Raw genomic sequence first — 13,447 nt, forward strand, 5'->3', positions numbered from 1 at the left:
AACCAACCGTAATTCAAGGGTAAAAGGTGCTTATGCCGAAAAAAATTCTTTTTTTAACAACCTCGCATAAATATAATGATGATCGAATTTTTTATCATCAAGCACTTGAGTTAAAAGAACAAGGCTTTCGTGTCAAAATTATAAGCTTAAATTCCAATTATGTTGGAGAATTAGATGATATCGAAATTGAAGCCTATTCCATTATAAAGAAACCAATCAAGGATAAAATTCAAAAATTAGTTGACATCGGAATCAATTATCAACCGGGTTGCATTATTTGTTCAGAGCCTTTGGCGGTCGTTGCAGCAAATAAAATTAAGAAATTTCATTTCTGCAGTATTATTTATGATGTAACAGAGTGGTACCCTTCTCGGTCGATGTTAGTGGATATTCCAATTTATAAAAAGCCGTTTTCATACATTAAGTTTTTTGGTTTTAATCTTTGGGCGGGTTATCTAAGTTCCCACTTTATTTTTGGTGAAACAGAGAAGCAACGTCCTTTGACGTTATTTTTTCCTTTTAAGAAGAATCTAATTCTTCCGTATTATCCGGCCACAAAGTATCTTGTTGATAGTAAACATGCTTTACAGGATGAAATCAAATTGTGCTTCACAGGAGCTATTTCAGAAGAAAAAGGGATTTCAAATTTTTTTAAAGTGATTGAAAAGCTTCAAAATGAACATCAACTAAACTTTTCGGTTTTAATTATTGGAAAGCCAATTAATGATGAAGAAACGTATATTTTTAATTCGCATTTATCGAAGTTTCCCAATCTGAAAATTACAATAAAAGAACCGACCAAATTTCTAGAATTTTCGCAATCTTTAGCGGAGGCTGATTTGTGTTTTGATTTACGAGAATTGAATTTCGAAAACCATCATTCGCTTCCTATAAAGTTGTTTTATTACATGGGTTCAGGAAAACCGGTGGTGTATTCTAAATTGAAGGCGATAGAAAAGCATTTGGATGTTCATCAATTTGGTTGCCTTGTTGATCCTAAAAATACACAAGAAATCGTTAATTGTATTCTGAATTACACTAATAACAAAGACTTGTACAAGCAACATGCTGATAATGCGAGAAAATTGTATTTAGAGCGCTATACTTGGGAAAAAATTAGTGATTCGTTCGTCGATTTCGTTACTAAATCTGTAGAATCTTAGAGCGATGAAGCAATTAACGGTGGTAAAGACCTTCTTTTCTCGATTTTTTATCTTGTTTCTAAGTTTTGGTTTGGTGATTTTCACCACCAATATTTGGGGAAGCGAAGGAAAAGGAGCGATTGCGATGGTTATTGCTAATGTTGCCATGGTGACTTTTTTTAGCGGAATTTTCACTGGAAGCAGCTCTTCGTATTTTGCATCACGATTCAAAGTCGCGCAAATTCTACCTTTGTCGTATATATGGGCAATTTGTATTGGTTTAGTAATTCCTTTTGTCCTTAGTTTTGCCCAAATTCAAAGTGAGTTTTTGATTTATTTAATTGGGATTTCCGTTTTTTCTGCCTTGCTGAATACCAATATTAATTTTTTTATCGGAACTCGAAATATCAAGTTGTATAATACGTACACAATACTTCAGCTAAGTGTTCATGTTGTATTGCTGATGATTTTCTTTTTCGGCTTACATCGTCAAGACGTTTCCGTTTATTTTATTTCGCAGGTTTTAGCGTTGATTATCTTATTTGTGGTGAGTTTTTTTCAAATCATCAAACAAGAAAAGATTCGAAGATTTTCATTTTCCAAGGAGGTTTTCAATAATATGTTTGAATACGGATGGAAAACACAACTTAGCGCGTTTATTCAATTTTTAAATTACAGATTGTCTTTTTATTTTTTGGAATATTATCAAGGTTTAGCTGTGGTTGGGATTTTTTCGGTCGGAATTACATTTGCAGAAGCCATTTGGACGGTTACACGAAGTATGGCGGTTGTTTTATATTCCGAAGTGATGAATAGCAAGAGTTCCGCAGAATCCATTGTCAAAACCAAAAACGCAGTAAAAATTACATTTTGGCTTACGATAGTTTTCCTTTTATGCGTTTTAGTGATTCCTGAAAATGTCTATTCTTGGATTTTCGGGAAGGATTTTGGAAGTACGAGAATTATCGTACTCTACTTAGCTTTAGGTATCCTGGCAATAGCAACCAGCGACATGGTCGGACATTATTTTTCCGGAACCAAACAATTAAGAATTCTCAATTTAAAATCGCTTCTGGGATTGGTATTCACCATCATTTTTTCTGTTATTTTGATTCCAAAATACGGCGTTTTGGGAGCATGTGTTGCAACGTCAATTTCTTATTTCGCATCTTCCGGATTGTTGTTTTTTAAATTTTTTAAAGAGACTGAATTTCATTTCAATGACTATCTAATCACTAGAAATGAACTGAAAAGTTTCTTTAAAACTCTTTTTAAATGGTAGTGTAATCCTTATTTTTACGCCACTTAATTTCCATTTATGTGTGGCATTACCGGTTTTTTTTCACCAAAACATTTACGCAAAGCAGAAACTTGTGTGAAAATGAACGCTGCCATAAAACATCGAGGTCCTGATGATGAAGGATTTTGGTTGTTGCATGATTCCGTGAATGCATTTTATTCGGGAAAGGATTCAATGGTGGAAATTAAGTCTGCACTTCCACAAATTTCAACTAAGGAAGAATGTTCTATAGCTCTTGGTTTCATACGATTATCGATTTTGGAGCTTTCCGAAAAAGGACATCAGCCGATGTCCTCGCAAAACAAGAAGCTGATTATCACATTTAATGGAGAAATTTATAATTTTCGTGAAGTACGAATTCAATTAGAGAAGCTAGGACATTCATTTGAAAGCGAATCCGATACCGAAGTTGTTCTAAAAGGCTACCAAGAGTGGGGAACGGATGTTTTTGCGATGCTTAACGGCATGTTTGCAATATGTATTATCGATTTAGAAAAGCATAAATTAGTTTTTGCACGAGATCGATTTGGCTTAAAACCTTTATTTTACTCCGTTCAAGACGAAACTCTTTGTTGGGCTTCCGAAATCAAAGCGATTTTAGAATGCGAGTGGATCGCTCGAAAAATCAATTGGGAAGGCGTGTACACGAACTTTCTTTTTCAAACGACACTTTCGCCGCAAACCTGTTTTGAGAACGTATTTTCCCTTGAACCGGGAACGTTTATGGAAGTTGAAATGCAAGATGAACTGGTTTTAAAAACGAATTCATTTTTTACTTTTTCAAATGTTGAAACGCAAAACGAAGTTCATATTGAAGAGATTGAAAACTTATTCAAAGTGAGTGTTCAAAATCAATTGGTTGCGGACGTTCCGCGGGCGATTATGATGAGCGGCGGAATTGATTCTACTTTTCTTGCTCTTGAAGCGAATCAAATCGATTCGTCGATTCCTTGTTTTACGGTTGATTATCAGTTTTCAAATGAAGAAATTCAAAATGCAAAAAGCTTTGCAAAAGTAGAAAATTTAAATCATAAGACGCACCAAATTTCAAGTAAAACAATTCTAGCAGATTTAAAGCGAAAGATTCAGCATTTTGAAGAACCATATGTCAGTATTGAAGTTCTAATAAATGCAGCCGAAATTGCGCATAATAACGGATTTAAAGTGGTTTTAAGTGGTAATGGAGGCGATGAACTTTTTGGCGGTTATATGCATACGCAAAAACTAAATCGATGGAAAAGTTTTAAGGTTTTGAATCCTTTTGTTTCCACTTTACCCGAAACACTGATTCCGTCTAAGAAAATTCAAAATTATTTTGAACAAAATACTCTTTTCGACTTTTTTAGAAATGGACAAGGTGGAATGCGTCCGCATGAAGTGAAGAGTTTATTTAATATTGATAAATTAAAGTGGGTAGATACGTCATTGAACAAATATCAGGTAAGTGAAGGCGAATCCTATCAAGATTATTTTTTATTGGATATGCGATATTCATTGGGTTCGCATCATGCCTATCGGGACGATTTGGCGGCGATGATGTATTCAGTGGAATTCCGCTATCCGTATTTGGATAATCAATTGGCAAGTTATGTAGCTAGTTTGCCAGAGAATATTCGTTTTACTGGAAAAGAAAACAAACCACTTTTGAGAAAAGTTGCTTCAAAAAAGCTTCCAGAATCCATTTTAAACATGCCGAAAAAAGGTTTTTCTTTTCCTTTGGCTCGTTTTATCAACGAAAATGAATCTTTGAAAAACTTTGTTTTAGAAACAATTCAGCAACTTCAAGAACGTCAAATTTTGAATTCAGAACTAATTTCGGAATGGATGAATGAAGGAATTACAGAAGTCAATTCTTCCAAATTATGGCAATTGCTTACCTTTGAACTGTGGCTTCAAAACTATTTGGATCCGACAAATGAAAATTAAATGAAAAACACGTTTTTTATTCTGCTTTCTTTGTTTTTGTTGACGTCATGCAGCAATGCGGATGATGATTTGCAAAAGATTGATCAGAAAATGCATATTTATGTGGAAAATGCGGCTGGATTGGATTATCTGAATTCAGAGTTGGCGGACGGTTATGCTTCGGTAAAAATGACGGATTTGGGAGGCGACTACAATTCGCAGGCTATCAGTAATTTTAGTGTAAAAAAGGATTCGCTAGATCGATTTTTTATAGAATATTCGGCTGGTGCCGCTCGTAACTTTTTAAATGAAAGTGGAGATACTAAGATTTATGTGTCGGATATTGATATTTCTTTCTACAAGAAAAACATCACTACAGCTGATTTTATTGATCATTATCGAATTTATTATGAAAATAAACCTTCTGTTTTTCAAATTCAAAAAGTGGAAGTAAATGAGAAAGTGGTTTTTACCAAGCAAGAAGGTGAGCCAAATATCATTAAAATCGTGAAATAATTCCGTAAATTTGCCTGAATTAAGAGCAAAAAAGCTCTTTTTTATTTTAATACTCAAACGCATGTTACTAGTAAACTTTTTACGCGACGAAAAAGACCGTGTTATTGAAGGTCTTAAAAAAAGAAATTTTAAAGATTTAGGATTGGTAGATGCTGCGATCTCCACAGATGAAGAGCGCAAGAAAATCCAATTCGAATTAGACAATCTGAATGCGGAGAAAAATAAAATCTCCAAAGAAATCGGGTTGTTGTTAAAAGACGGTAAAAAGGAAGAAGCAGAAGCTGTAAAAGTTAAAACCGCGGAATATTCGGGTAGAATTAAAGAGCTGGAAGCTCAAAAACCTGAAATCGAAGAGAAATTATTATCTATTTTATATCAAATTCCGAACATTCCATATGAGAAAGTTGTTGCCGGAGTTTCTGCGGATGACAACGAAATTATTTTTCAATCTCATGAAGTGGAAGGTTTGGGCGAAGGTGCGATTCCGCATTGGGAATTGGCAAAGAAATTCAACTTAATTGATTTTGAATTAGGCGTAAAGATTGCAGGAGCAGGTTTTCCTGTTTATTTGGGGAAAGGCGCTCGTTTGCAAAGAGCGTTAGTTCAGTATTTCTTAGATAAAAACACGGATGCTGGTTATCTTGAGGTGAATCCTCCACATGTGGTTAACGAAGCTTCTGGATACGGAACGGGGCAACTTCCTGACAAAGAAGGGCAAATGTATTATATCAATGCAGATGATTTGTATTTGATTCCTACAGCTGAAGTTCCAGTGACAAATATCTATCGCGATACGATTATTGATGACAAAGATTTTCCAGTGATGAATACGGCGTTTTCTCAATGTTATCGTCGTGAAGCGGGAAGTTATGGCGCTCATGTTCGTGGGTTGAATCGTTTACATCAATTTGAAAAGGTAGAGATCGTTCGTATTGAGAAGCCAGAAAACTCGTATGCGGCTTTAGAAACGATGGTAGAGCATGTGAAAAGTATTTTAGAAGATCTTGAATTGCCGTATCGTATTCTACGTTTATGTGGTGGAGATACCGGTTTTGCGGCAGCGATGACGTATGACTTCGAAGTTTGGAGTGCTGCTCAAGAAAAGTGGTTGGAAGTTTCTTCAGTTTCTAATTTCGAAACGTTCCAAGCGAATCGTTTGAAGTGTCGATACAAAACCGACGGTAAAACGCAATTGGTTCACACACTGAATGGTTCAGCAATGGCTTTGCCACGAATTATGGCTGCTTTGCTTGAAAATAACCAAACGGAAGAAGGAATTAAACTTCCAAAGAAAATTGCTGACTATGCTCGATTTGAATTGATTAACTAAGAATCGGAATCTATAAAACTAAGAACGTCCATCATTTGATGGACGTTCTTTTTTTATTCTGTTGTAATGATAATTTCGGTATCAGAAAATTTCTTTTTAGTGTCTTTTTGTTCAAGATCATAGGTCAATCGTACGGTGTGATCATCTATTTTTTCAACCCAATCGTTTTTTCCTTTGATAGAAACAATTTTGTTTTCGAAATGAAGTGTTGTTTTAATTTTGCCAAACATCATTTGCATTAAACCACCAGCGGAATCTGCTTCATCCGTCTCTTCTTCACTTTCTTCATCCGAAGCTCCAGAGCCCATCATCATTCCGTCTTTTGAGGAAAGAGCTTTCAAGAGATTTTTTTGGATGTCATCCACTTTCAATGTGTATTGTTTTCCATTCCACGAATCAAAAACATCGGCTCCAAATCCTTTTCCAGCTTTTGGGTCCATTTTTCCAAGTTCCTCAAAATCCTTTTTTGTGAAATTGGCAAATTTAGCCGACATGCCTACCATATTTTCGCCTTCAAAGGTCCCTTTTAGGAACATTTTTTTCATCAATCGAAGCGAATCAGGATCTTTTACTTTCCCTCCAATACTGTCAATTTCTGCAATTGGCGTCCATACTTTTGGGAAATTTTTCATGGATTCAAATGCTTTTTTTCCAGAATCAGATCCAGTAGAATCCATTGCTTTCATAGCTTCTAGCATTTGTCTAAAATCAACTTCAACCTGTGAAGTGATTTCATTGTTTTTGTGAAAGGTAACGTCGTAGTTTACCTGACACGAAATTGCGGAAAATAGAATTCCGACTAGAAATAAAAACGTTTGTAGATTTTTTAATGACATGTTTCGCCTTTTTTATGGGTGTGATAATCGCCTTTCATTTGGCAATTGGCATCGTGTTCTGCTTTGAGTTCTAAAGCCTCTTTTGATGGTGAAATATACGGAATTCCGAGTTCTAAACCACGGAGGATAAACAAACTTCCTAAGATTAGCATTAAGAACGGAATTATTTTTAAAACGGTTGATCGAAAGGTTTGTGACATCATGTTTCCTGCGAGAACAACGGCAAACATAAAGGGTACGGTTCCCAAGCCAAAGAAAAGCATAAATAAGCCTCCTTTGATAATGCCGCCGTAAGCTAACGAAGCGGTAAGAGCCATATAAACCATTCCGCAAGGAAGTAAACCATTTAATAGTCCAGTAGTAAAACGAGAAGCGTAATTACTTTGTTGTAAATGTTTTCCTAGCGTCATTTTTACCTTCAACAAAGCTTTGTTTACGCCTGGAATTTTTGATGCAAAGTCTTTTCCTCCAATGGAGAAAAACGCCATGATAATCAGCGTAGCACCAACAAAAATGGTTAAATACTGTTGAAATCCTGCGAAATGCATTCCTTCTCCAATAATTCCGAGTAAAGCACCTAAAATAGAGTAGGTAAGGATGCGCCCGAATTGGTATGTAAGATTTTGTAAATAGAAATTAGCCCGTTGACTACGATTCAAGCCTAAAGAAAGCGCAATAGGACCACACATACCAATGCAGTGAAATCCAGAGGCAAATCCTAAGCCCAAAGCCGCAATAAACATTCCTATTTCCATTCGATGTCAAAGTCACGTTGGTACGTCACTTTATCTTTGGTCCATTTTAGTTTTAGGGTGTAATTTCCAACATGGATAACGGATTTCGGAATCGTAAATGAATTGTTATGATCCAAAGTCACATCTTTTTTAACATCCAAATTAGAATCGTTTGTACGGAACAGATGAAAATCAACTTTTGCATTGGTATTATTGATTTCTTTCGGAAAAAAAACGTCAATACCTTTTGCGGTGATTAGTTTTACCTCTGGTTTTTCAGCCAAAGCATCCGCTCGGTTTTTCGCATCAATAACTTCTTGATAATGAAGTTCTTCTTCGTAGTAATTTTTTGTAATTAACTCTGAATTTTGTTTTCCCATAGGAAAAAGAAAAATCATTCCTAATATAAAAAGCATGAAAGCCCCCAAGGCGATTACAACGCCATGTCCCCATGATATCTTCATTCTTGTACTTATAATTGCATTTTGAATGGTCCTTCGTAGTAGGTTTCGAACGAATCTACCAACTTACCATTCTGATCATAAACACCAATTTTGATGTTTTGTTTTGTTAATTTTATTTCTTTTTCTGGAAACTGAATATTGATGGTTCCCTTTGTGATATTATCTCGTTTCGCTTTAATAGTGCTATTTCCGTAGAAAATAATCTCACCATGTTGTGGTTCTAATACTTTAAAAGTTAATACTTTATCAGTATTTGACTTATTCAACAAGGTGTAATTATAGGTATTGTTGATTTTACCATCTTTAATGAAATACGTACTTCCTGCGGGTTTTATGAATTTAGCTTCAAAATCGCCTCGATTGTAAAGTAAAAATCCTAAAAATCCGACTAATAACGCCAAGAAAATAGCATAGGCTTTCATTCTTGTTGTGAAAACAAATTTGCTTTCATTTTCAATTTCGGCTTCTGTAGCGTAACGAATAAGGCCTTTTGGTAAGCCAACTTTTTCCATTACTTCGTCACAGGCATCAATACAAGCAGTACAGTTTACACATTCTAATTGTTGACCATTACGGATGTCAATCCCCGTTGGACAAACAACAACACACTGATTACAGTCGATACAATCACCTTTTCCAGCTGCTTTTCTGTCTTCACCTTTTCTCCATTTAGAACGGTTTTCACCACGTTTGAAATCGTAATAAACGTTGATAGTTTGTTTGTCAATTAAAACCCCTTGCAAACGTCCATACGGGCAAACCAAAGTACACACTTGTTCTCTGAACCAAGCAAATACGAAATAGAATGCCGCCGTAAAAAGAATCATGACTAGGAAGTTCGTCGGGTTGGCTAATGGACCTTCTTTGATAATACGTAAAACCTCCTCGTATCCTACAATGTACATAAACATGAAGTGGGTGAATACAAGAGAAATTAGAATGTAAATTCCATATTTCAGGGAACGTTTCCAGATTTTTTCTGAATTCCAAGGTTGATTATCCAGCTTTATTTGTTTGTTTCTGTCGCCTTCAATCCAGTATTCAATTTTACGGAAAACCATTTCCATAATGATGGTTTGCGGACAAATCCATCCACAGAAAATACGTCCAAATGCTACTGTAAATAAAATGATAAATACCAAGGAGGCAATCGCACCAAGTGCTAAAATGAAAAAATCTTGAGGATAAAATGGTTGACCGAAAATAAAAAATTGTCTATCTAAAATATTAAATAACAAAAATGGATTGTTGTTAATCTTGACAAAAGGCAATGTAAAGAAAACAATAAGCAGGATAACAGCTACAATAGTTCTGTAGTTGGTATATTGCCCTTTCGGTTTCTTAGGGAAAACCCACTTTCGTTTCCCCGATTGTTCCATTGTACTAACGGTATCTCTGAATGTTTCAGCAGAAATAACCTGGCCTTGTCCACCTCTTACTTCTTGATCTTGATCAATCATCTCTTAGGTATTTAATAAAAAAAACATAATTCGCCCTTGATGTGTTGCATCTCAGGAGAATTATGCTTTCATAGTTTTAGTAATAGTTGTTATTGCTTTTCCCAGTGTGCCTCTGTCCCTTGTGGGGCAGCACCTCCTTCTGCAACCGTAATTGGAGCTTTTTCTTGGTTAATATGGTATACATAAGCAGCAACATTCTGGATGTCTTTACCTGTCAATACACCATTTTTACCAAATGCCTGCATCGTTGGATTGTTTGGAGATCCGTTTTCAGCCATGTGAAATACATTTTTGAATAATGTTTTTTCTGGCTGATTGATCCAGAAATTATCAGTTAAGTTAGGTCCGATACCTCCTTTACCGCCTTCCATATGACATGATACACAGTTTGTTTTGAAAACCTCTTCCCCTGCTGCAACATTATCCTCTGAGAAAACTGCAGTTTCTATGTTAATTTCAGGCTGAGTTTTTTCATAAGCCTCAATACTTGCAATTTGTTTTTTGTATTCTTCGTCGTACTCCTTATATGGATGTGCAAAATCGGTGAATGTGTACGAAAGCAAATAGATCACACAATAAGCAACACCGAAGTAGAATAACCCTAACCACCATTTTGGTAACTGGTTGTCAAGCTCCATAATTCCATCGAAACCATGGTCGATAAGTATGTCTTTCTCTTCTGTTGCAGATTGTTTTTTGAAAGCACTCTTGTATAGGCGAACCCAAAAGTTAACTTTCTTTTGCTCTAAATAATCTTTTTTCTCAGTATCAGTTAATGTTTTGAACTGATTATTTTCTACTAAATCTCCTAATGCATTATGAATTAATGCAATTAAAATACTAATTACAGCAGTTCCCCAGAAATACGGAGAAGATAAAAAGTCATTGTTCTGTACAAACATGTAGAACAAGATATATAGCAATGTAAATATGATTACAATATTTACGATAACCGGTGTACGTTGTTTCATTGTCTTAGTCGTTTAATTGGTTATTATCATCATCTAAAGGAGCATTTTCCTCGTCATTATAATATTTCTTTGGACGGCTTAACACACGCCAAACAATAGCCAAGAAGAACAGGATGAACAAAATCATTGCGATGGTATTAAAAATACCAGTATATTCTCCGTTGGATATAATGTCCTTAATACTTTGAGGGATCATACTCCTTTAAATAATTTTAATTGTTACTTGCTGTTTTTACTTCAGTAGTCTTAATATCGGTTCCTAATCTTTGTAGATACGAAATAAGCGCTGTAATCTCTCTATCTTCAAGTGGAATAAACTCACCACCTTTTGCTGTTTTTTCTGCATCAAACTGCTTTTTAATGTCGGCAGCTTCACTAAAGATATCTTTAGCAATTTTCTTAGATTGATTGCTTGCCCACACATCAGCTGAATCAATTTCTGCTTTTGTATACGGAACATCGAACACATTCTTCATTAATGTTAATTTATCTTTCATTAATGAGCGGTCATGTTTTGTTGCAATTAACCAAGGGTAACGTGGCATAATAGAACCTGCAGATGTTGATCTTGGATTGTACATGTGTTTGAAATGCCAAGAACTTGGGTTTTTTCCACCTTGTCTTTGCAAATCCGGTCCTGTTCTCTTAGATCCCCATAAGAATGGTCTATCGTAAACGAATTCACCTGCTTTAGAGTATTGTCCGTTTTTACCGTTGAAACGTACAACTTCATCACGGAACGGTCTAATCATTTGCGAGTGACATGCGTTACATCCTTCACGGATATAGATATCACGACCTTCTAATTCTAATGGTGTATATGGTTTTACCGCTGCAATCGTCGGCACGTTATCTTTAATTGTAATTGTTGGTAGAATTTCTAATGCTCCCCCAATCGCCACCGCGATGAAAGATAGAATACCCAATTGTACTGGCATTCTTTCCAACCAAAGGTGGAAACCTTCGCCTTCTTTTCTAGCGTTACCGATATTCGCTAATGCCGGAGCTTCAGCAGGAACGTTTTTCTGGAATGAACCTTGTTTCGCTGTTTTCCAAAGGTTAACAACCATTAAGATTGCTCCAGCAAGGTAAAGAATACCTCCAAAGAAACGCATCCAGTAGTATGGAAGAATTACAGTTACAGTATCCAACCAGTTTTTCCACATTAATGTTCCATCTGGGTTGAATTGTTTCCACATTAAACCTTGAGTGAAACCTGCTACATATAAAGGCACGGCGTAGAAAATGATACCTAAAGTACCTAACCAGAAGTGCCAGTTCGCCATTTTAACAGACCATAGTTTCGTTCTCCAAAGAATTGGTACCAAATAATAAATCATACCAAATCCGATGAAACCATTCCAACCAAGTGCACCTAAGTGAACGTGACCGATAACCCAGTCTGTAAAGTGACCGATTTTGTTTAATGTTTTTGTCGCCAATAATGGACCTTCGAAAGTTGCCATACCATAACATGTAACGGCTACAACAAAGAATTTCAAAATTGGATTTTCTCGTACCTTGTCCCAAGCTCCTCTTAACGTTAATAGACCGTTAAGCATACCTCCCCAAGATGGTGCGATAAGCATGATCGAGAAACCTGTTCCTAAAGCTTGAGCCCAAGCTGGTAACGAAGTATATTGAAGGTGGTGCGGACCAGCCCAAATATAAACGAATATTAATGACCAGAAGTGGATAATCGATAATTTGTATGAGAATACTGGACGATCAGCTGCTTTTGGTAAGAAGTAATACATCAAACCTAATACAGGAGTTGTTAGTACGAATGCTACGGCGTTGTGACCATACCACCATTGTACTAATGCGTCTTTTACCCCAGAATATGCTGAGTAAGACTTCCAACCTGTGAACGATAATGGAACTTCTAAGTTATTAAACACATGAAGCATAGTTACCGCAACCCAAGTTCCTAAATAGAACCAAATAGCTACGTATAAATGGCGTACTCTTCTCTTGGCAATCGTACCAAACATGTTGATACCAAATAAAATCCAAGAAACAGCAATTAAAATATCAATTGGCCATTCGTGCTCAGCGTATTCTTTAGAGGTATTGATACCCATTAAGAACGTGATCACTACAGCAACAATCATAATTTGCCATGTCCAGAAATGTACCCATGATAGCGTATCGCTGTACATTCTCGTTTTTAGAAGTCTCTGCATTGAATAGTAAACTCCCGCAAATACGTAGTTACATACAAATGCAAAAATTACGGCACTGGTGTGTAGCATTCTAATTCTACCAAAACCGAAAGCACCATGAGTGTTAATTAGTCCCTGAAGGTTCCCCTGAGCCAAACTCTTAATGGTTGGGTCATCTGTACCAAAGAAAAACTCTGGTAATTCAGGATAGAAAAGCATCAATGCAGCGGTAAGTCCCAAAAGGAAACCAACGAGTCCGAAAACTACGGTGGCAATTAGGAACGCACGTACAATGCTGTTGTCATAACTAAACTTTTGTGTCTCCATATATAAGATTATCTTTTTTTCTCTTCTTTTATTTCTTTTTCTTCCTCAGAAGTCGGTTCGTCCTGCTTTGGTTTTTCCTGTTCCGGCGGGTCTTCGAATAGGATTCTTACCGCAGGTGACTCGTCGTCTTCAAACTGTCCTTTTTTCACGTTCACAATGAATATGATCAGGAAGACCACGGCCAGCGAAGCGCTGCACAGAATCATTAAATAGAGTATATCCATTGCGATGACAAAATTAGAAACTAAAACGTGCCCAAATTTAGTGAAAAATAATGATTTTAATCAGTAGACGTTA

General features: G+C 36.1%; 13 protein-coding genes. 5 read left to right on the forward strand and 8 right to left on the reverse strand.

The genetic code is table 11. The features are described from left to right. The first annotated feature begins 32 nt into the window (after positions 1-32). From AC5XHR_RS08915 to serS, 5 genes are all read left to right on the forward strand, one after another. On the forward strand, positions 33-1,163 hold the full coding sequence (locus AC5XHR_RS08915; protein WP_495950425.1) for a glycosyltransferase: 1,131 nt from the start codon (positions 33-35) through the stop codon (positions 1,161-1,163). A 4-nt stretch (positions 1,164-1,167) separates the two neighbouring features. Continuing rightward, complete coding sequence (locus tag AC5XHR_RS08920) at positions 1,168-2,424, forward strand: MATE family efflux transporter (protein ID WP_495950426.1); 1,257 nt, start codon at positions 1,168-1,170, stop codon at positions 2,422-2,424. A 36-nt stretch (positions 2,425-2,460) separates the two neighbouring features. Then, on the forward strand, positions 2,461-4,368 hold the full coding sequence (gene asnB, locus AC5XHR_RS08925; protein ID WP_495950427.1) for an asparagine synthase (glutamine-hydrolyzing): 1,908 nt from the start codon (positions 2,461-2,463) through the stop codon (positions 4,366-4,368). Then, entirely contained in the window at positions 4,369-4,863 is a 495-nt protein-coding gene (locus tag AC5XHR_RS08930) for a hypothetical protein (RefSeq protein ID WP_495950428.1), read from the forward strand. It abuts the gene before it with no gap. Positions 4,864-4,924: 61 nt separating this feature from the next. Next, complete coding sequence (gene serS, locus AC5XHR_RS08935; protein ID WP_495950429.1) at positions 4,925-6,193, forward strand: serine--tRNA ligase; 1,269 nt, start codon at positions 4,925-4,927, stop codon at positions 6,191-6,193. A 53-nt stretch (positions 6,194-6,246) separates the two neighbouring features. Here serS and AC5XHR_RS08940 read toward each other — a convergent pair whose 3' ends face one another. The 8 genes from AC5XHR_RS08940 to ccoS form a co-directional block, all read right to left on the reverse strand. After that, on the reverse strand, positions 6,247-7,029 hold the full coding sequence (locus AC5XHR_RS08940; protein WP_495950430.1) for a hypothetical protein: 783 nt from the start codon (positions 7,027-7,029) through the stop codon (positions 6,247-6,249). Then, complete coding sequence (locus AC5XHR_RS08945) at positions 7,020-7,784, reverse strand: sulfite exporter TauE/SafE family protein (protein WP_495950431.1); 765 nt, start codon at positions 7,782-7,784, stop codon at positions 7,020-7,022. Before AC5XHR_RS08945 ends, AC5XHR_RS08940 begins: the two co-directional genes overlap by 10 nt. Then, a complete protein-coding gene (locus tag AC5XHR_RS08950; protein ID WP_495950432.1) occupies positions 7,775-8,227 on the reverse strand; it encodes a FixH family protein in 453 nt (150 codons plus the stop codon). The genes AC5XHR_RS08945 and AC5XHR_RS08950 overlap by 10 nt, the downstream gene beginning before the upstream one ends. Before the next feature lie 8 nt (positions 8,228-8,235). After that, complete coding sequence (ccoG, locus tag AC5XHR_RS08955; RefSeq protein ID WP_495950433.1) at positions 8,236-9,687, reverse strand: cytochrome c oxidase accessory protein CcoG; 1,452 nt, start codon at positions 9,685-9,687, stop codon at positions 8,236-8,238. Positions 9,688-9,776: 89 nt separating this feature from the next. Then, positions 9,777-10,658, reverse strand: coding sequence for a cbb3-type cytochrome c oxidase N-terminal domain-containing protein (locus tag AC5XHR_RS08960; RefSeq protein ID WP_495950434.1), 882 nt, complete (start codon positions 10,656-10,658; stop codon positions 9,777-9,779). Between the two features lie 4 nt (positions 10,659-10,662). After that, positions 10,663-10,854, reverse strand: a complete 192-nt coding sequence (locus AC5XHR_RS08965) for a CcoQ/FixQ family Cbb3-type cytochrome c oxidase assembly chaperone (protein ID WP_495950435.1) — start codon at positions 10,852-10,854, stop codon at positions 10,663-10,665. Between the two features lie 16 nt (positions 10,855-10,870). Next, positions 10,871-13,150 (reverse strand): cytochrome-c oxidase, cbb3-type subunit I, encoded by a 2,280-nt coding sequence (ccoN, locus tag AC5XHR_RS08970; RefSeq protein WP_495950436.1) that lies wholly within the window; start codon positions 13,148-13,150, stop codon positions 10,871-10,873. An 8-nt stretch (positions 13,151-13,158) separates the two neighbouring features. Beyond that, complete coding sequence (ccoS, locus tag AC5XHR_RS08975; protein WP_495950437.1) at positions 13,159-13,374, reverse strand: cbb3-type cytochrome oxidase assembly protein CcoS; 216 nt, start codon at positions 13,372-13,374, stop codon at positions 13,159-13,161. Positions 13,375-13,447: the final 73 nt, after the last annotated feature.

This window comes from Kaistella sp. CFF1-2, assembly GCF_059509915.1.

Coding starts and splice junctions, on each gene's coding strand:
- AC5XHR_RS08915 (WP_495950425.1), top strand. CDS start 33: ATGCCGAAAAAAATTCTTTTTTTAACAACCTCGCATAAATATAATGAT.
- AC5XHR_RS08920 (WP_495950426.1), top strand. CDS start 1,168: ATGAAGCAATTAACGGTGGTAAAGACCTTCTTTTCTCGATTTTTTATC.
- asnB (WP_495950427.1), top strand. CDS start 2,461: ATGTGTGGCATTACCGGTTTTTTTTCACCAAAACATTTACGCAAAGCA.
- AC5XHR_RS08930 (WP_495950428.1), top strand. CDS start 4,369: ATGAAAAACACGTTTTTTATTCTGCTTTCTTTGTTTTTGTTGACGTCA.
- serS (WP_495950429.1), top strand. CDS start 4,925: ATGTTACTAGTAAACTTTTTACGCGACGAAAAAGACCGTGTTATTGAA.
- AC5XHR_RS08940 (WP_495950430.1), bottom strand. CDS start 7,029: ATGTCATTAAAAAATCTACAAACGTTTTTATTTCTAGTCGGAATTCTA.
- AC5XHR_RS08945 (WP_495950431.1), bottom strand. CDS start 7,784: ATGGAAATAGGAATGTTTATTGCGGCTTTGGGCTTAGGATTTGCCTCT.
- AC5XHR_RS08950 (WP_495950432.1), bottom strand. CDS start 8,227: ATGAAGATATCATGGGGACATGGCGTTGTAATCGCCTTGGGGGCTTTC.
- ccoG (WP_495950433.1), bottom strand. CDS start 9,687: ATGATTGATCAAGATCAAGAAGTAAGAGGTGGACAAGGCCAGGTTATT.
- AC5XHR_RS08960 (WP_495950434.1), bottom strand. CDS start 10,658: ATGAAACAACGTACACCGGTTATCGTAAATATTGTAATCATATTTACA.
- AC5XHR_RS08965 (WP_495950435.1), bottom strand. CDS start 10,854: ATGATCCCTCAAAGTATTAAGGACATTATATCCAACGGAGAATATACT.
- ccoN (WP_495950436.1), bottom strand. CDS start 13,150: ATGGAGACACAAAAGTTTAGTTATGACAACAGCATTGTACGTGCGTTC.
- ccoS (WP_495950437.1), bottom strand. CDS start 13,374: ATGGATATACTCTATTTAATGATTCTGTGCAGCGCTTCGCTGGCCGTG.